The organism is Methylomusa anaerophila (assembly GCF_003966895.1).
In the GTDB taxonomy this organism is placed as follows: domain Bacteria; phylum Bacillota; class Negativicutes; order Sporomusales; family Sporomusaceae; genus Methylomusa; species Methylomusa anaerophila.
In genome coordinates this window covers 1,049,192-1,067,637 of the sequence record NZ_AP018449.1, presented here as the reverse complement: position 1 = coordinate 1,067,637, position 18,446 = coordinate 1,049,192, and the positions used below count along the sequence as shown (strand labels likewise).

Below are 18,446 nucleotides of genomic sequence, written 5' to 3'. Positions count from 1 at the left end.
CCGGGCCTTCTCCAAGGCGCCGGGATTTTCGCAGCAATTATACGGGTGCATGGATGGGAGGTAGGCGGGATGTTTGAGGCTATTGAATATCTTGGTCCTGTTGGCCTCGGGGCAACGTCGCCGCAACTTTTCAAGGCCAAAGACATTGAATCGGATTCCGGTTGCAGCATTTATGTTGTAAAGCTGGCTAACAATCGGATCGGAGCCAAGGTATTGGTCAACGAACTGATTGCAGCTCGATTCGGTGAGATCATGGATTTGTGCTTTCCGGCCGGCGGCATAATTCATATTGCCGCCGAGGTTCTTAAACGAAGCCGCCGGCTCATGCGGGCCGGGGTTCAACCAGGTTTTCATTTTGCCTCTGAGTACCTAAAAGGAACTACTTATGTGGGACGGCATAACCTGTTTCGGGCAGTCAATAAAGAACAGATGGCCGGGGTCATACTGTTTGACCACTTATTTTACAATTTGGACCGGACGCATAACAGAAAGAACCTGATCATTCGCCGGGAGAAGGCCGGCTATAAGATCTATGCTATTGACAATTCCCATTTATTCCGGCGGGGCGCGTGGACAATTGAAGGGCTGAAAGAGTTATCGGCAGGTGTAACAATTAACCGGCTGCGGGCATTTGGCTTGTTGTTAAAGCATTGCCTCAAACCGGAGCAATTTTTTGAGTATGCTGCCCGTGTGAGAGCAATTAGTGATACTCAAATCGGGTTGCTGATTGATTCCATTCCGCTGGCGTGGCTGCCGGACACGGGAGAACGGGAGGCATTGAAAGAATTTATACAAACTCGACGGGAGATGGCAGAGGAGATAGCCCATCGTCTTGCCGGATTAATCCCGGATATATACGGGCGTCCCTACTCTGATTAGGAAGAAAAGTTCTTCCGCATGGGGGTTATGCATGCGAATGCAGCCGTTGGAGACCATTTTGCCGATCAGCCACGGAGCCGATGTGCCATGAATGCCATAGGTATCGTAATTGAGCCCCATCCAGCGACTTCCAAGAACGCCGCCCGGATTCAAGACTTTGGTGGCGATGGCGTAATTTCCCGCCGGCGTGGGAGTGGACGGCTTGCCAATAGCTACCGGATACTGGTGCATGGGTGTATTACCGTCAAATAAAGTGAGTTGGCGCTGAGATTTAACGATCAGAATATTGGCCCGGTGTGGAAGGTTCACAGCCTGGGGACGCGGAATCGCTGATACTTCCATTTCTTTGGCAGCCTGTTGCCGGCAATAGACAATAAGGGAATGGTTCTCTTCCCCGTCGGTTAAGCGCGATTTTAACAATCTCAGGGGTTCAGACGGATAAATTATTCGCACAAGCATATCAACCGACCTCCTAACTAGGCATTTTCTATGCATAGTATATTCGAGGGCGGCTGAATTGGTTATTAAGAGTTAAAATTGTATAAAGGTTGGGCAGGACTGGCAAAAATAGGAGTAGAGAGGTTGTGCGGCTTAAAGAGGGGAACTGCTTATAAACCGCCATCTGCGTTGTTGCTCCTGCGGTGCTCGCTCCGACGTACGACCAGTACGCCTCCGCTGTGCTCCTCGTCGCGCCTAGCAGCTGACAATTTCTAAGCAGTTCGGGGCAGTAGATGGCAGAGTAATACAAGGAATGAAAATGGAGAACGTTTTACCGCAGAGAAACGCAGAGGGATTCAGTATTTATCGTTTTTCAACGTTCTTCGTTATCCTTTTTCTGTGTCCCTCTGTGTCTTCTGTGTCTCTGTGGTTCCGGTTCCTTTGTCTTATGACGTTTTAGATTTTCAGGATAGTTTGTGGCAGTAGATGGCAGAGTAATACTAAGTAGAGATACGGATTGATTAGTCTAAGTGGGGATGATTGCATGGATCATAGTATGGATCACAGTAAACCTGAGGGCAGTTTAATGATCATCGGCGGTAATGAGGATAAGACGGGACAGTGCAGGGTTTTGCGGGAGTTTGTTCATTTGGCGGGCGGGCGGGAAAGCCGGATTGCCATAATTACAACCGCTACCGAGCAGCCCCGGTTGGTAGGGGAGGAGTACCGCCGGCTTTTTCAGGAACTTGACGCGGATTTACCAAGAGTTTTATTGATCGATGACAGGCAGTCGGCCAATGACAGGCAACAAGTTCTCAGTCTGGAAACTGCCACCGGTATTTTTTTTACCGGCGGCGACCAACTGAGGATAACCAGTATATTGGGTGGATCGCAGGTGGACGCAGCCGTGCGGCGTTCCTTGACGATGGGAGCAGTGGTAGCCGGGACTAGCGCCGGGGCGTCGGTAATGAGCGAGACCATGATTGTAGGCGGACATTCCAATGACAGCCCCAAGAAATCTTCTCTTAGCATGGCGCATGGTATGGGTTTTTTGGGCGAAGTAGTCATTGATCAGCATTTTGCCCAACGCGGCCGGATTAACCGGTTGCTTTCGGCGGTGGCGCAAAATCCTCACATATTAGGAATCGGTATCGACGAAGACACGGCGATTGTGGTCGCGCCCGGCGGAAAGTTCCGGGTGATAGGATCACAAACCGTGACCGTCATTGACGGGAAAAATATCGTCCATTCCAATATTTCCGAATCTACCCAGAGTGAGCCGCTGGCCATCACTAATGTTATACTGCATATTCTGCCTGATGGGTTCGGTTTTGATTTAAAGCGCCGTCATCCTCATATCTATCAAGAGCATTAAAAAGTTAATTATAAAATTCAATAGGAAGGTAAGTAGGTATCTTGTGGAGGAAAGGGATAATCAATGCGGAGTTTAAAAGTTTTGTCGATTCGTAACCTGGAAGGACCTAATGTATATAGTTATCGCCCGGTATTAAAAGTTACGCTGAGCATCGGGCAATACGAATGGATTGCCAGCAATGGTATTCCCGGTTTTATTGCCGGGCTTTTGGCCTTATTGCCCGGGCTCTATAATCATAACTGTTCCCGCGGCAGGCCGGGAGGATTGGTGGAACGCTTGTATGAAGGGACTTATCTTGCCCATATATTTGAACATGTTGTGCTGGAACTTCAATTTATGGCCGGTGAGGAATATGCGGCAAGGTTTGGCAAGACTCGCCGGGCAGACCAGCCAGGGGTGTACGATGTGGTAATCGGGTATAAATCCCTTACCGCCGTTATGACGGCCGTGCAAAAAACCGAAGAGCTTCTCACGGAGCTGCTGAATCATTCGCCGGTGAAAGTGGACAGGCTGGTAGAAAAAATCCGCCTGGCCGGCGAGAATGGCAAATTAGGCATCAGTACGCAAGCCATATATGATGCGGCGCGGCGGCGGGGAATCCCTTGCCGGCGAGTGGACTCAGACGCCAATATGCTGATTTTGGGATATGGCATAAAACAGGAACGGGTGTGGGCAGCCGCCACCAGCCGGACAAGCTCGGTAGCGGTAGATCTGGTATGTGACAAGCAATTGACTAAAGAGCTGTTAAGCCAGCATGGCATACCTGTCCCCTTTGGTTATGCCGTGGACAATTATAAAGCGGCCTTGCAGGCTTTTCAGTCCATTGGCGGGCCGGTCGCCGTAAAACCCGTAGCCGGTAATCATGGCCGGGGGGTATCTTTGCAAGTCAGTCAGCCGCAGGAGCTGGAGCGGGCCTTTACTTTCGCCGGTGAACATGACAAGCGGGTAATTGTGGAAGAATTCATCGCCGGGAAACAGTACCGGTTATGTGTTGTCAACGGCAAACTGGTTGCTTGTGCCGAGCGTATTCCTGCCTGTGTCACCGGGGACGGGGTTCGCACCATAAAGAAGCTGGTGGATATTGTCAATCAGGATTCGGTAAGAGGCGAGGGACATACAAAAGAGTTGACTAAACTTCGGCTTGATGCGACATCGATAGGAGTGCTGGCCAGACACAACATGACCCCGGATACCGTGCCGGACTGCGGCCAGACGGTTTATATCCGTGACAATGCCAATTTAAGCGCCGGGGCAACGGCGGTAGACGTTACAGACCAAGTGCACCCGGAAACGGTATATCTGGCGGAGCGTATAGCGCGTTTAGTCGATCTTGATATAGCCGGAATTGACATTGTTGTCCAGGACATCGGCAAGCCGCTTGTTGCCGGTGAGGGGGCGGTCATTGAAGTTAATGCCGCCCCTGGCCTGAGAATGCATCTTTACCCGGCAGCAGGCAAGCCGCGGGATGTAGGTGCGGAAATTGTCAACTATTTGTTTCCTAACGGGACGGACGGCTGTATTCCCATTGTGGCAATAACAGGGACAAACGGAAAAACGACAGTTACCCGCTTAATCGGGCACATTTTCGGCCAGATGGGCAAAAATGTGGGTATGACTACATCGGAGGGCATTTTTGTTGGCGGCCGCAAAATTTTATGCGGTGATACCACCGGACCGGACAGCGCCAGAATGGTACTGTCCGATGCAGCGGTTGAATTAGCTGTTCTGGAGGTTGCCCGCGGCGGAATCGTGCGGGGCGGACTGGGCTATGATCAGGCGGATGTTAGTGTGATAACCAATATTACGGAAGATCATCTTGGCCAGGATGGCATAGAGGATTTGGAGGATTTAGCCCATATCAAGTCATTGCTCGTGGAAACAGTTAAACCCGATGGCACGGCCCTGTTAAATGCTGATGATTCCCGGGCCGCAGCCTTAGCTGCCCGCGCCAGGGGAGAAATCTTTTACTTCAGTACCCAACCGGATAATATCCTGGTCCGGCGTCATTTAGGCGCCGGCGGCCGGGCAGCTTTTGTCAGGGAGGGAATTGTATACATAGCTGCCGGCGCTTTGGCGTTGCCGGTTATTAGAATAGAAGACATTCCATTGACTTTAGGCGGTATTGCTCTTCATAACGTGGAAAACTGTATTATTGCGGCTGCGGCTTGTTACGCCGGTAAAGTCCCCGTCGGGGTCATCCGGCGGGGGCTTGGCAACTTTTTGGATAATCCGGGCCGGTTGACTCTGGTCGAGTTAGGTGAATTTCGCGTTTGTGTGGATTATGCTCATAACCCGGCGGGATATCAGGCTTTAATCAATACGGTTCGCCAGTTGGGCGCCAAACGTCTGGTGGGTGTAATTGCCGCTCCTGGCGACCGCCGGGATGATGCTATATTGTCCGTAGGCAGAATCGCGGGCCAAGGCTTTGATTACTTGTATGTGAAAGAGGACCAGGATCTCCGGGGAAGAAAACCGGGGGAAACGGCGGCGCTGCTAAGAAAAGGCGCCATCGAAAACGGAATTGCGCCGGAACGGATCAAGACCATATTGCCGGAAAAAGAGGCTGTGGCTTGTGCCGTCAGGGATGCGCAGCCGGATGATTTAGTAGTGATTATGTACGAAAAATATGATGTAGTAATGGCCGCTATCGAGGAATATGGAAAACTTGGTGGGCGAAGTGCAAATTTTTCTCCCCCCGGGGTCAAGGGCAAAGCAGGCAAATCACCGGCACTTTTAACCGGAGTAACCATAAAAGGATAGAAAGGATAGAAAATAAAAAAAAGTAATTGTTCCCAATTCTGCAGGCATACGCCGCCACAGGTAGAATATATATAATCATTTGTATTTTATTATGTGGAGGTGTCTTGGGATATGGAAAACATAACTACTCTGGATCGGGATAATGTTAAGTCTGAACAGGAATTGCAACTCGTTATTTTCCGGCTGGCAACAGAGGAATACGCATTGCCGATTACCAAAGTTCAGGAGATCAACCGCTTAATGCCAATAACCAAATTACCCCAGACTCCGTCTTTTATGGAAGGAGTTATTAACCTTCGCGGCCGCATCATTCCGGTGATTGATCTTAGAAAACGCTTTCAACTGGCCGCCGCGGAACATAATGATGAAGCCCGGATTATTATTGTGGAAGTAAACGAACAAACAGTGGGTGTGACCGTTGATGCCGTAAACGAAGTCCTTTGCCTCTCAACAACGGATGTCGAGCCGCCGCCGCCCACCTTTATCCTGGATGCCCAGTATATTGAGGGAGTTGGCAAACTCGAAGGCAGGCTCCTCATACTCCTCAATATCGACCGCATTCTAACCTCCCAAGAGAACATAACCCTAAAACAACTCACTGCTTAAAGCATAAGGTCATCAACTGCCACGAACTACTTAGAAATCGTTAGCTGCTAGGCACGACGAGGACCGGAACGGAGGCGTACTGGGATGTACGCCGGAGTGAGGACCGCAGGACCACGATTCTGATTTCGTTAGTATTGTCAACGCGGGTTAACTTGTCGCAGATGACAGCACCGCAGATGGTGCGGCGACGCAGCATGACGGTTTATAAGCAGTTCCCTACTTTAAGTAAACAGATCTACAAGGGGGTTGAAGTGTTAAAAGTAAAAGCCTATGCCAAAATCAACCTGGCGCTGGATGTACTTCATAAGCGATCCGACGGTTATCATGAAGTGGCTATGATTATGCAAGCCATAGACTTAGCCGATACGGTAACTTTGAGCGACCGGGCGGAAGCTATCTCCGTTTCCGTCAACATTCCTGTTCCCGGTTTGCCAGCGGATCAGTCAAATTTGGCCTATAGGGCTGCCGCTCTTATCCGGGAAGAGTGTCAGGTGTCTCGCGGGGTACACATCGCACTTGAGAAGCGAATTCCTATGGCGGCCGGGTTGGCGGGCGGCAGTGCCGATGCCGCTGCCGTATTACGCGGCTTAAATTCTTTATGGGGTTTGGGACTTTCTCTGGCGGAGCTGAGCCATTTTGGCGCCCGTCTGGGGTCTGATGTGCCGTTTTGCTTATATGGCGGTACTATGCTGGCCACTGGCAGGGGGGAAAGGTTAACTCCGCTGCCGGCCATGCCGGAAAGTTTCGTGGTACTTGCCAAACCGCCGGTAGCGGTGTCTACCGCCTGGGCCTACGGCCAGTACCGGGCAGAAAGCATTCCGGCCCGTCCTGACATCAATGCCATGCGGGCAAGGCTTGCGGCGAAAGACTTAAAAGGGATAGCTGCTTTAGTTGGCAATGTACTGGAGAGTGTGACAATTCCCTCCTATCCTGAAATTGCCGTTTTGAAGGAATACATGCTGCAATACGGCGCTCTGACCGCCCTTATGTCCGGCAGCGGCCCCACCGTGTTCGCGCTGGCGGCGGATGCCGGACAGGCTGAATATATTGTTGACAAAATGAGAAATAATAAGGAAGTTAAGGCCGAATTCTTTATGGCTAAGACTCTGGCGAAGGTGGAATGAATATGGAACGGCGGTTGGTGCCGATTAAGCTTGACAGTTATAAACCGCTAAGGGAAGTGGTAGCCGAAACGCTGCGGGAAGCTATCATATCGGGCATATTGCAACCGGGTGAAAGGCTGATGGAGATTCAAATGGCGGAAGATCTCGGCGTCAGCCGTACTCCGGTGCGGGAAGCTATCCGTAAGCTTGAGCTGGAAGGTTTCGTGGTGATGATTCCCCGGCGGGGCACTTACGTGGCCGGTTTGTCCATTAAGGATATTAATGAAGTGTTTGAAATCAGAACCGCTCTTGACGTATTGGCCGCGGGTCTGGCGGTGGAACGAATCACCGAAGAGGAATTGGAGGAAATGGAACGGTTGCTGGTCCGCATTTCCGACTGCATTGAGCAGGGGGATTTAGATAAAATCGTTGAAATTGACAGCCAGTTCCATGATGTTCTTTATAAGGCCAGCCGCAATGACCGGCTGGTGGGTATTATTAGTAACCTCAGGGAACAGTTTACAAGATTCAGATCCATTTCTATCAATTATCCCGGCAGAATTCAACAGACTTTGGAAGAACACCGTCGCCTGGTGGAGGCTATTGCCTCCCGCAATATGGATTCAGCCCAGCAAATAGCCCGTGAGCATATGGAGAATTCGGAACACACGCTGTTGCAGGATTTACATGAGCGTCGTCAAATCTGATTATCCCGCCTGATTTCTTGATCTTATCTTTATTATCCTATTATCCCATTATTTTTGAAAGGAGCCTAAGCCATGCACGATGCCATTATCCTGGCCGGTGGCGAAAACAGTAAGCATCTTAGTCGCTATACGGAACAATCCTATGAAGCTATGATTGAAATTGCCGGCAGGCCAATGGTTACATTTGTGGCGGAAGCTTTGGCCGCCAGTCCGCATGTACGCAGGATATTAATCGCCGGTCCGGTTCAGCAGCTGGCGAACTGTCGATTTCCCGCTTCGGCGATTATTGTGAACGGTGGACGGACCATTATGGATACCATTGGCATCAGCATAGGCGCCCTCGGGCATGAGGAGAAAACTCTGGTGGTGACGGCAGACATCCCTCTCCTGACGCCGGCGGCCATTGATGACTTTTTACGTCAATGTTCCGGTATTGAGGCCGACCTGTATTATCCAATCGTTGCCAGGAATGACCATGAGCGAAAGTATCCGGGAAATAAGCGCACGTACGTCAGACTTAAAGAAGGGGTATTTACCGGCGGCAATATTTTTCTGGTTAAACCGGGTATTGTTCCCCACTGTATGGAAATAGCAGAAAAAATTGTTGCCAACCGTAAAAATCCATTGAAGTTATGCCGTATGCTCGGATGGTCATTTGTGGGTAAGTTTATCTTTGGTGCCTTAAAACTGAAAGAAGTGGAAGCCCGTGCCGGTGAGCTGCTGGGAATCCAGGGAGCCGTCGTTTTGTCCGGTTATCCGGAACTTGGCATTGATGTTGACAAGCCAAGTGATCTGGAGTTGGTGCGGAATACATTTTCCCTGCGGGTATAATTTGGATAATAGTGTCCTGAATGTAACGGCGAGTGTTGTTGCCGCCCGTTTTGATTGACTTGGTGCAAGCCAAGTCTTTTTTCATTATATAAGAAAAGTATCTGTTTAGGACGGCAAACGACAGCCTTATTAACGCTTCGACACTATCGCTTAACCTCCGCTTATAATAAGGCTGTCCTTTGCCTGCCGGTCATCAAAGACGCGTTAGCGTTTTTCTTATTATACAAGAGTATGGTTACTGGTTTCTTAAGCAAATTTTTTTGGACCATAGCAGGATTCCCCCGTAGAGAAAGTGAATAAAAACATCTAGTATGGGAAGAATATTCGGTATTTCCTGGATACTGGAGGGAGTGTGGATGGATAAAGTACGGAAAATGGAACGGGTTGTCGCCATGACTAAGTTTCTGGTGGACAGCCCGCATCATTTATTTTCATTAAGCTACTTCAGCGAAATATTTGGGGCGGCTAAATCTACAATTTGTGAAGATGTAATAACCATCAGAGAGACCCTGGCCGAGTTTGGTCTTGGTGTCGTTGAGACCGTAGCGGGCGCAGCAGGCGGCGTCCGGTTTGTTCCCGTACCTTCCCGTGATGCCACTCTGGAACTATTGAAAAAACTGGCCTCGCGCTTGTCTGAACCGGACCGGATTATTCCAGGCGGTTTTCTTTATATGTCCGATCTTTTGTTCACGCCGACTCTAATGGTAAAAGTCGGTGAAATTTTTATGTCCCGGTTGGCTCATACCATACCGGACCATATATTGACGGTTGAAACCAAAGGCATACCACTGGCATTTATGACGGCGCGGGCTTTCGATATTCCGCTGGTGACTGTGCGCAGAGGCAGCAGGGTAACAGATGGAACGGCAGTAAGCATTAATTACGTAACAGGTTCTTCCCGGCGGATTCAAACCATGTCTCTGCCGCGGCGGGCGCTGCCGGCAGGAGCCCGGGTGCTGATTATTGATGACTTTATGAAGGCAGGCGGTACGGCCAAAGGAATGGTTGATCTGGCGCGAGAGGTAGGGGCTTACATAGTAGGCACCGGCGTATTGGTTTCCACCGCTGAACCGGTCCACAAACTGGTGGATGATTATTTATCGCTGTTAATTTTACATGATATAGATGAACATACTAAAGTCATCGATATTCGACCGGTTTTGGAGGCGAAAAAGTGAAGTGAAATTAGCGGATATATTAAGTGCCAGAGAAGCATTAAGCGGGGTAATTCACCATACTGCTCTCGATAGAAGCAATACGTTTAGTTCCTTAACAGGCGGTGAAGTGTATCTCAAACTTGAAAACCTGCAGAAGACAGGTTCGTTTAAAATCCGCGGCGCGTATAATAAAATAGACACCCTGACACCGGCAGAGAAAAGTTGCGGCGTTATCGCCGCATCCGCGGGTAATCATGCTCAGGGTGTGGCATACGGGGCAAACCGGGCGGGAATTAAATCCACCATTGTTATGCCGGAGGCGGCTCCGCTGGCGAAAATCGTGGCAACCCGCGGCTATGGCGCCGAGGTGGTATTGGCGGGAACTGATTATGACGAAGCCTTTGCTAAGGCGAAAGCGATCCAGGCGCAAACTGGTCAAACTTTTATCCATGCTTTTAATGACCCTGCCGTTATTGCCGGCCAGGGAACCATTGGATTGGAAATTCTGCAAGATCTGGACAGCGTAAATACCATTGTGGTGCCGGTGGGAGGAGGCGGCCTCCTGGCGGGGATTGCCGTTGCCGTAAAAGAAACCGCGCCCCATGTGAAGGTATTCGGTGTTCAGGCGCAGGGCGCGCCGGCTATGTATATGTCTAAACGCGAGCATCACCTTAAAACCACCCATGACGCCGAGACGTTTGCCGACGGAATTGCGGTGAGGGCCCCGGGGGATCTTACTTTTGCGATCATTGAAAAATACGTGGATGATATCGTGGTTATTGACGACGAAGCTACCGCCGGCACCATTTTGATGCTTTTGGAACGGGCCAAACTAATGGTTGAGGGCGCAGGCGCCGTAAGTCTGGCCGCCATATTGCACAATAAAATCCCGGTAAAGGGAAAAGTGGTCAGCGTTATATCCGGCGGCAATGTTGACGTCAACTTTTTATCCCGGATTATTGAACGGGGTTTGGTCAAAGCAGGACGGCGGGTGCGTCTCTCAACTATGGTGATCGACCGTCCCGGGAATCTGCAGCGAATGCTGGCGGTGATCGCCCGGCTGCAGGCCAATGTGCTGTATGTGTCCCATGACCGGGTTGAGCACCATGTGCCGTTGGGGCAAGCGGTAGTGGAAGTGGGCCTTGAAACCCGGGACGCATTGCATACGGATCAAATATTAAGTACCCTTCGCCAGGAAGGATATAATGTGGAAATTATGTAACTATTAAATAATTGATTATTTAAATTTTCATTAAGCGGCAAAGGGAAAGGTATATCTACGGCGAAATTATCAATGTCAGGTTGTTATTGCGACTTACGTTAATTGACTATCCGGAGTCAGGTGAAATAACGGATCGTCCGGAACCATTCTAAATTCGGACTCCTAACTCCTGCTCCTGCTCCTGAATTCAAAATTCAAAATTCAGAATCCTGAATACTTGAAGGAATGATTACCAAGAGGCTAGATGCTATAGGGGGAAGGTAGATGTCACAACTCGTAACGGTTGTTCTGGCGGCAGGAAAAGGCACCCGCATGAAGTCGGCGCTGCCGAAAGTCCTGCATCCGGTGGGTGGTAAGCCTATGGTCCGGCATGTGCTGGATGCCGCCCGGGAAGCAGGTGCCGAAAAACAAGTTGTAGTTGTCGGCTTTGGCGCTGAGAGTGTGGAGAAGACGATAGGACCGCAGGCGGAATTTGTAGTTCAGGCTGAACAGCTGGGGACAGGTCATGCCGTTATGCAAGCCCGTGAGCAGCTTCAGGCGATTGAGGGCACGGTTATGGTGTTATGCGGCGATACTCCGCTTCTGACCGGCACGTTATTGTCCAAATTGTACCAGGCTCATAAAAATGCGGGTGCGGCAGCCACCGTTCTTACCGCGATTGTGCCGGATCCCGGCGGATATGGCCGGGTAATCCGTAACGGCCAGGGTCAGGTGACCAAGATCGTGGAACACAAAGATGCCAGTCAGGAAGAACGAAAGGTTGATGAAGTTAATACGGGCATCTATTGTTTCGAAAAGGAGCCGCTTTTAAATGCTCTCGCCAGGCTGACTTGCGACAATGTGCAAAGGGAATATTATCTGACGGATGTTATCGGCATTTTAAATAGCGGGGGAAACAAGGTCCGGGCTGTCAGCGCGGATGACCACCGGGAAACGTTGGGAATCAATTCCCGCATTCAACTGGCCGAAGCGGAAAAGATTCTTCGCCGGCGCAAGCTTGAAGATTTGATGAACGACGGCGTCACCATTATGGACCCGGACAGCACCTTTATTGATGCCGAGGTAAAGGTGGGACCGGATACGGTGATTTACCCGTTTACCTGGCTGGAAGGCGGGACGAGTGTCGGCGGCGATTGTGAAATTGGTCCCAATACCAGGATTCAAAATACAGTGATTGGCAACGGTGCCGTTATACACTTTACATACGCCCATGACTGTGAAATAGGGAACAATGTGACTTTGGGACCGTACGTTCACCTGCGGCCGGGCACAAAGCTGGCTGCCGGGGTTAAAGTAGGCAATTTTGTCGAAGTAAAAAATTCCCAGGTGGGCCAAAACAGTAAAATTCCCCATTTAAGCTATATCGGTGATACCGATATGGGATCGCAGGTGAATATCGGCTCTGGAACCATAACGGTCAATTATGATGGTAAACGCAAGTACCGGACAACAATTGAAGACGGGGCCTTCATCGGCTGTAACGCCAATTTGGTGGCGCCGGTGACTATTGGCCGGGGATCGTATGTAGCCGCCGGCTCTACTATTACCAAAGATGTGCCGGCCGACTCCCTCGGGGTAGCGCGGGCCCGCCAGAGCGTAATCGACGGCTGGGCGGAAAAGCACCGCAACAAATAACCGCCGAATTAGTCATACTTATATTTGCTTAGCTTATTATGTGCCGCGAACTGCTTAGAAGTTGTCAGATGCGAGGCGCGATGACGATTCTGATTTCGTCGACTCAGCATAATAGTTTGTGCGGGGACCGGAACGGAAGCGTACTGGTTGTACGCTGTAGTGAGGACCGCAAGAGCAACGAAGCAGATGGCGGCTTATAAGCAGTTCCTACCTTAAAGCGAATAGTCTAACAATGACTGGAGGTACGGAAGTTCGATGGAAGACAACAAGCGACTTAGAATATTCAGCGGCAACGCCAACCCGGAACTGGCCCGGGAAATTGCTCAATATCTGGGACTTAATGTGGGGGACGCTTTTGTAGGCCGTTTTAATAACGGTGAGATTCAGGTTATGATTGACGAAAGTGTGCGGGGAACCGACGTATTTATCATTCAGCCTACCAGCCTGCCGGTGAATGATAATATCATGGAACTTTTGATTATGATTGACGCCGTAAAGCGGGCATCGGCACGGAATATCACCGCTGTTGTTCCCTATTATGCCTACGCGCGCCAGGACCGGAAAACACGGGGACGTGAACCCATCTCCGCCAAACTGATGGCTAACTTGCTTACAATTGCCGGTGCAACCCGTGTTGTCACCATGGATTTGCATGCCGGCCAGATACAAGGTTTTTTTGACATACCGGTTGACAATTTGCCAGGTGTGCCTATTCTTGCCGAATATGTTGCATCGAAAGGGATAAATGATCTGATTGTGGTATCTCCCGATCTGGGAGGAGTTTCCCGGTCAAGACAATTTGCCGACCGTTTGCATGCGCCAATTGCTATTATCGAAAAACGCCGCCCGCAGCCGGGAGTGGCTGAAGTGATGAACCTCATCGGCAGCGTCGAAGGCAAAAGTGCGGTTATTATTGATGACATTGTGGATACCGCCGGTTCCCTAACGGAAGGCGCCCAGGCTCTGGCCCGGATGGGAGCCAAGGAAGTGTACGCCTGCTGTACCCACGCGGTATTGAGCAACCCGGCGATAGAACGCATTCGGAAATCCAACATCAAAGAATTAATTGTCACCAACACCATTCCCCTCCCGGAAGAAAAACGCATATCCAAAATCAAAGTCATGTCGATCGCGCCCCTCCTGGGCGAAGCAATTATTCGTATATTTGGTGAATTATCAGTAAGCAAACTGTTTGACGATTAAATCCCGGTTTTATCCTGATAATGAGTCAAGACTCCCGCCTCTACAGGCGGCATTAATTCAGGTGGAGTAGACTCTCCACCTGAATCCCCGATGTTTCAGCGATGCTGAAACGAGTTCACTCATGACACATGCGCACTGAGGGGGAGGATGGATATAGATGAAGATTGTGGCGGGTCTGGGCAACCCGGGACAAGAATACAGTGTTACCCGGCATAATGTCGGATTCATGGCGGTTGATTTACTTGCCGACCGCTGGGGAATTGCAATTACATCCTGGCGGGAGCGGGAAAAGGCCCTTGCGGCGGAATATCGGGGCAGTGAACCGGTGCTGCTGGTAAAACCACAGACATATATGAATCTAAGCGGTATAGCGGTAGGTGCGCTTGCCCGCTGGTATAAGATACCTGTGACTGACATAATCGTTATTTACGATGATCTTGATTTGCCTGTCGGCAAATTGCGACTTCGCAGCAAAGGCGGTTCCGGCGGCCATCGCGGCATAGAATCCTTGCTGGAGCATCTTGGTCAGGATGCTTTCGCCCGCATACGGGTGGGCATCGGCCGGCCGCCCCAGGGATGGGAGACGGCGGATTATGTCTTAAGCCGGTTTACGGCCGAGGAAACACCACTGATCAAAGATGCCATAACCCGTGCCGCCGACGCGGTGGAGTGCCTTCTGAAAGAAGGATTTAATAAGGCTATGAACAAGTTTAATTCCCCGGCTTAACAGTTAGTAAGTCTAATTTGTTTCATAATTTACATAAGCTGAGCTATCATTCCCGGCACGGGAATGATAGCTCAGCTTATCTTTTTCCGCTACCACTCATCTATGGTAATCATCAATGATGATGATGCAGTTATAAAGGGAATTATCTTTATTGCTAGAATAAAAATAACTGTTATCCCTTCGTTGTATCCAACACCGCCCGCAATGCCAGCGGAAATATCGGCAGGATGCAGGTATTTTCGCGTCTATGACAAGGAAAACAGGATATATAAAAAAATATTTAACCCTAGTAGACTGTCAAGTTTAAAAGGTTAAGTGCATTCGCGCCGGCACCGGCATTTTTAGACTTGACACTCCACTAGCAGAAAAAGAGAGTGTGATAATAATGCCGATTCCCAATTACACCATTCTGATTGTGGATGATAATTCCAATAATTTATTTACCTTACGGACAATTATCGAAGAAAATATTGCTGCCAGGGTTATAGAGGCCAAATCAGGCGAAGAGGCATTAAGAATATTGCTGAACGAAACTGTCGACCTTATTATCCTTGACGTACATATGGCAGGAATGGATGGATTTGAAACAGCGGCCATTATCAAGCAACGGAAGAAAATGCAAAAGATTCCCATTGTTTTTTTAACGGCCGCATGTATAACCGGAGAATTTAAGAAACGCGGCTTCAAAACCGGGGCTGTGGACTATCTCATTAAGCCTATTGACGACAATCTGCTGATTAACAAAATTAATGTTTATTTGAAATTGAATAAAAAGGATTTTCTGCTGGAGTATTTTAAAGATATGCAGGCCATCATTCTTGAACGGGAAGAAGAACTTAAGCGAAAAAATGAAGAACTTGAGGCGCAGAAGGCCGAGGCGATGGAGGCCAACAGGCTGCTGCAGCATTACGCTGCCGAGTTGGAGAATACCAATAAGGAACTTCAGAATTTTGCCAATATCATAGCTCATGATTTTCGGACGCCAATGGTCAATTTGAAGGGTTTTTCTAAAGAATTAGGCAATGCTTTGGCTGACCTCAAGCAGATTCTTCAAGATGCGGTAGCGCATCTTCCCGCAAAAGTCCAAAAGGAGGCAAACAAGTTAATCGGACAGGATGTACCGGATGCAGTGCAATTTATTAATTCTGCGGTGGACCGGCTGGATAGAATGATTGCGGCCCTCTTGAAATTATCCCGTGAAGGCAGGCGGGATATGATTTACCAGCAGGTGGATTGCAATAAACTTATTAAAGCCGTTTTACTGTCCTTCGATCATCAGATCGTGCAGAAAGGAATTCATGTGGCAGTAGGGTCTATGCCGACGATTGAAACGGACTATTTGGCATTGGAGCAAATCATCGGCAATCTCCTGGACAATGCCATAAAATACCTGGAGCCTAGCCGGCCTGGTAAAATTGACGTATTTTGCCTTGATAAAGAGGACGAATACCTTTTTACCATACAAGATAATGGTTGTGGCATCTCCTCTCAAGATCAAGAGAAGGTTTTCGAGATTTTCCGGCGAGGGGGAAATCAAGAGGTGCCCGGTGAAGGGATGGGTTTAGCTTATGTCAAGACCATTATTCGACAACTGAAAGGAAAAGTCTGGTGCGAATCCGAGCTGGGTATTGGGACAAAAATCAGCTTCTCCCTGCCTAAAAAACCTTTGGGCAATTAATTCTTAGGGTGCGTTTCTATAGGCTGCCCCTTGACACGTAGTGGTACTTTTGTTATTCTATTAAAAACAAAATGTGTAATGACGATGAGCGAAAGAGTAGATAGGAATATGGGAGTTTACAGAGAGCCGGGGCAGGTGTAAACCGGCAGCTTCCTTCGTATTGAAGATCCTTCGCGAGTTGCAGGCTGAACCAGTCAGTAAGCTATGCCGGGCCTCTTAGACCGTAACCGGAGCGCCAACAACGCAGATGCGCTTTTTCAACAGTCTCTAGAGGAAACAGCACCCGTTATCGTGCTGAGGTATCGAGAAGGCAATCTGGCTTCTCCGTACCTGTTAAGAGATTGCGGCTTATGCCGTAATAATTAGGGTGGTACTGCGGATTAGCCTCCGTCCCTTTGCGGGACGGTTTTTTTATTTTTACGGAGGTGGGGAACAGTGGTATATGGGGTGAATTTAGTATTTAGTTTTCAGTGGGGGCCGCCGGATAATGGATAAAGATAAAAAAATATTCATTTTCGACAGTACCTTAAGAGATGGGGCGCAGGCCCAGGGAATATCCTTCAGCGTCACTGACAAATTAAAAATAGCCGCCAAGTTGGATGAACTGGGAGTGAGCTATATTGAGGCGGGAAATCCGGGGTCAAATCCGAAAGACCTGCAATTCTTCGCCAGGGCTAAAGATGAGCTGAAATTTTCCACCGCCAAGTTGTGCGCTTTTGGCAGCACCCGCAGGCCGGGTATCCGGGCGCAGGATGACGACAACCTGAAAGCGCTGATCGCCGCCGGCGTTGATGCTCTGACTATTTTTGGCAAAGCCTGGCCTTTTCATGTGCGGGAGATTATCAAAACAACTCTTAATGAAAATCTCCTGATGATAAAAGACAGTATCACCTATTTAAAATCCTTGGGAAAAGAAGTTATTTTTGATGCCGAGCATTTTTTTGACGGCTATAAAGCCGACCCCGATTATGCCGTCGCCGTACTGCGCACCGCCAGGGATGCCGGCGCCGATTGGCTGGTGCTCTGTGACACCAACGGCGGTATGCTTCCCCTGGAAACACATCAGATTGTCGCCGGACTTGTCCGGGAAGAAGGGCTTAAAAACTTAGGTATCCATTGCCATAACGATGCGGGAACGGCGGTTGCCAATTCCTTGGTTGCCGTACAGGCGGGAGTTAGGCAGGTGCAGGGCACCTTCACCGGCTTCGGGGAAAGATGTGGCAATGCCAATTTAAGTACAATTATTGCCGACCTAGGTCTTAAGCTGGGTTGTCATTCCATTCCCGGCGATAAAATGGACAACTTATGCGCAGCGTACAGGTATATATGTGAAATAAGCAATATTTTTCCCAATGAAAGAGAACCGTATGTAGGCAATTGCGCCTTTGCCCATAAAGGCGGCATGCATATTGACGGCGTTCGCAAGAACGCGGCTTCTTTTGAACATGTTTCACCCGCAGCTATCGGCAACGAACGCAGAATATTAGCCTCGGAAGTATCCGGCAGAAGCACAATTCAAATGATAATTAATAAAATAGATCCGTCGGTTAGTAGGGATGCGCCGGAAACGCAGAGAATACTTAACCATATCAAAGAAAAAGAGTTTTATGGCTACCAGTATGAGGGCGCCGAGCATAGTTTGGAGCTGTTGGTCCGGAAGGAGCTGGGCAGATTTAAGCATTCCTTTGAGATTGTGGACTACAAGGTAATCAGCGAGCGCCAGAGCGTTGCCGTACCCGGCAGCTTGCCGAAAAGCAGAATCATGGCGTTTGTCAGGATTGCAGTTGACGGCGTCGTGGAGGAAGTCGGCGTATCCGATGAGATCGGACCGGTCAATGCCCTGGACAAAGCACTGCGAAAGGCGCTCCACCAATTTTACAAACCGATATCCCAAATGCATCTTGCTGATTATAAGGTGAGGGTTATCAACGGCGAGAACGCCACCGAGGCCAAGGTAAGGGTACTGATTGAATCGACGGATGGCGTAACTACCTGGACAACCATCGGGCTTTCCGATAACATTATCGAAGCCAGTCTGCAAGCCTTGGTCGATTCCTATGAATATTGCCTGTTGTCAAATAACGGCGCCATTCGTAATGCTGCTTGCCAAAACTAATATATCTTA

15 protein-coding genes and 1 other annotated feature are annotated in these 18,446 nt (G+C 49.4%); of the genes, 14 read left to right on the top strand and 1 reads right to left on the bottom strand.

Going from position 1 to position 18,446, the window contains the following annotated elements; translation table 11 throughout:
• The first annotated feature begins 69 nt into the window (after positions 1-69).
• Complete coding sequence (locus tag MAMMFC1_RS04755; RefSeq protein ID WP_126306937.1) at positions 70-879, top strand: HipA family kinase; 810 nt, start codon at positions 70-72, stop codon at positions 877-879.
• Here the strand turns inward: MAMMFC1_RS04755 and MAMMFC1_RS04750 are convergent.
• On the bottom strand, positions 841-1,338 hold the full coding sequence (locus tag MAMMFC1_RS04750; RefSeq protein WP_232035667.1) for a L,D-transpeptidase: 498 nt from the start codon (positions 1,336-1,338) through the stop codon (positions 841-843). The genes MAMMFC1_RS04755 and MAMMFC1_RS04750 overlap by 39 nt on opposite strands.
• Positions 1,339-1,873: 535 nt before the next feature.
• Between MAMMFC1_RS04750 and MAMMFC1_RS04745 the strand changes: the two genes are divergently transcribed.
• The 13 genes from MAMMFC1_RS04745 to cimA all read left to right on the top strand — a co-directional run bounded on the left by MAMMFC1_RS04745 (position 1,874) and on the right by cimA (position 18,437).
• Entirely contained in the window at positions 1,874-2,692 is an 819-nt protein-coding gene (locus tag MAMMFC1_RS04745) for a cyanophycinase (RefSeq protein WP_126310446.1), read from the top strand.
• 63 nt (positions 2,693-2,755) lie between these two features.
• Entirely contained in the window at positions 2,756-5,452 is a 2,697-nt protein-coding gene (gene cphA, locus MAMMFC1_RS04740) for a cyanophycin synthetase (protein ID WP_126306933.1), read from the top strand.
• 111 nt (positions 5,453-5,563) lie between these two features.
• The gene (locus MAMMFC1_RS04735) at positions 5,564-6,058 is read left to right on the top strand and encodes a chemotaxis protein CheW (protein ID WP_126306931.1); all 495 of its coding nucleotides are present in this window, start codon (positions 5,564-5,566) and stop codon (positions 6,056-6,058) included.
• 251 nt (positions 6,059-6,309) lie between these two features.
• Positions 6,310-7,182 (top strand): 4-(cytidine 5'-diphospho)-2-C-methyl-D-erythritol kinase, encoded by an 873-nt coding sequence (gene ispE / locus MAMMFC1_RS04730; protein WP_126306929.1) that lies wholly within the window; start codon positions 6,310-6,312, stop codon positions 7,180-7,182.
• 2 nt (positions 7,183-7,184) lie between these two features.
• Positions 7,185-7,868, top strand: a complete 684-nt coding sequence (locus tag MAMMFC1_RS04725) for a GntR family transcriptional regulator (protein ID WP_126306927.1) — start codon at positions 7,185-7,187, stop codon at positions 7,866-7,868.
• A 72-nt stretch (positions 7,869-7,940) separates the two neighbouring features.
• Entirely contained in the window at positions 7,941-8,699 is a 759-nt protein-coding gene (locus tag MAMMFC1_RS04720; RefSeq protein WP_126306925.1) for a nucleotidyltransferase family protein, read from the top strand.
• A 356-nt stretch (positions 8,700-9,055) separates the two neighbouring features.
• Entirely contained in the window at positions 9,056-9,877 is an 822-nt protein-coding gene (gene purR / locus MAMMFC1_RS04715) for a pur operon repressor (protein ID WP_126306923.1), read from the top strand.
• Position 9,878: 1 nt separating this feature from the next.
• Positions 9,879-11,078: a threonine ammonia-lyase gene (ilvA, locus tag MAMMFC1_RS04710; RefSeq protein WP_232035666.1), complete on the top strand. Its 1,200-nt coding sequence runs from the start codon at positions 9,879-9,881 to the stop codon at positions 11,076-11,078.
• A gap of 264 nt (positions 11,079-11,342) precedes the next feature.
• A complete protein-coding gene (glmU, locus tag MAMMFC1_RS04705; RefSeq protein WP_126306919.1) occupies positions 11,343-12,713 on the top strand; it encodes a bifunctional UDP-N-acetylglucosamine diphosphorylase/glucosamine-1-phosphate N-acetyltransferase GlmU in 1,371 nt (456 codons plus the stop codon).
• A gap of 255 nt (positions 12,714-12,968) precedes the next feature.
• Positions 12,969-13,916 carry a ribose-phosphate diphosphokinase gene (locus MAMMFC1_RS04700; protein ID WP_126306917.1) on the top strand — a complete coding sequence of 316 codons (948 nt, stop codon included), beginning with the start codon at positions 12,969-12,971 and terminating at the stop codon, positions 13,914-13,916.
• A gap of 157 nt (positions 13,917-14,073) precedes the next feature.
• Complete coding sequence (gene pth / locus MAMMFC1_RS04695; protein WP_126306915.1) at positions 14,074-14,643, top strand: aminoacyl-tRNA hydrolase; 570 nt, start codon at positions 14,074-14,076, stop codon at positions 14,641-14,643.
• A gap of 385 nt (positions 14,644-15,028) precedes the next feature.
• Complete coding sequence (locus MAMMFC1_RS04690) at positions 15,029-16,321, top strand: hybrid sensor histidine kinase/response regulator (protein WP_126306913.1); 1,293 nt, start codon at positions 15,029-15,031, stop codon at positions 16,319-16,321.
• A 75-nt stretch (positions 16,322-16,396) separates the two neighbouring features.
• Positions 16,397-16,719, top strand: a binding site (T-box leader).
• Positions 16,720-16,808: 89 nt separating this feature from the next.
• A complete protein-coding gene (gene cimA / locus MAMMFC1_RS04685; RefSeq protein ID WP_126306911.1) occupies positions 16,809-18,437 on the top strand; it encodes a citramalate synthase in 1,629 nt (542 codons plus the stop codon).
• Positions 18,438-18,446 lie beyond the last annotated feature (9 nt).

Excerpts from the sequence above, each read along its gene's own strand:
- MAMMFC1_RS04755 (WP_126306937.1), top strand. The coding sequence starts at position 70 with ATGTTTGAGGCTATTGAATATCTTGGTCCTGTTGGCCTCGGGGCAACG.
- MAMMFC1_RS04750 (WP_232035667.1), bottom strand. The coding sequence starts at position 1,338 with ATGCTTGTGCGAATAATTTATCCGTCTGAACCCCTGAGATTGTTAAAA.
- MAMMFC1_RS04745 (WP_126310446.1), top strand. The coding sequence starts at position 1,874 with ATGGATCACAGTAAACCTGAGGGCAGTTTAATGATCATCGGCGGTAAT.
- cphA (WP_126306933.1), top strand. The coding sequence starts at position 2,756 with ATGCGGAGTTTAAAAGTTTTGTCGATTCGTAACCTGGAAGGACCTAAT.
- MAMMFC1_RS04735 (WP_126306931.1), top strand. The coding sequence starts at position 5,564 with ATGGAAAACATAACTACTCTGGATCGGGATAATGTTAAGTCTGAACAG.
- MAMMFC1_RS04725 (WP_126306927.1), top strand. The coding sequence starts at position 7,185 with ATGGAACGGCGGTTGGTGCCGATTAAGCTTGACAGTTATAAACCGCTA.
- MAMMFC1_RS04720 (WP_126306925.1), top strand. The coding sequence starts at position 7,941 with ATGCACGATGCCATTATCCTGGCCGGTGGCGAAAACAGTAAGCATCTT.
- purR (WP_126306923.1), top strand. The coding sequence starts at position 9,056 with ATGGATAAAGTACGGAAAATGGAACGGGTTGTCGCCATGACTAAGTTT.
- glmU (WP_126306919.1), top strand. The coding sequence starts at position 11,343 with ATGTCACAACTCGTAACGGTTGTTCTGGCGGCAGGAAAAGGCACCCGC.
- MAMMFC1_RS04700 (WP_126306917.1), top strand. The coding sequence starts at position 12,969 with ATGGAAGACAACAAGCGACTTAGAATATTCAGCGGCAACGCCAACCCG.
- pth (WP_126306915.1), top strand. The coding sequence starts at position 14,074 with ATGAAGATTGTGGCGGGTCTGGGCAACCCGGGACAAGAATACAGTGTT.
- MAMMFC1_RS04690 (WP_126306913.1), top strand. The coding sequence starts at position 15,029 with ATGCCGATTCCCAATTACACCATTCTGATTGTGGATGATAATTCCAAT.
- cimA (WP_126306911.1), top strand. The coding sequence starts at position 16,809 with ATGGATAAAGATAAAAAAATATTCATTTTCGACAGTACCTTAAGAGAT.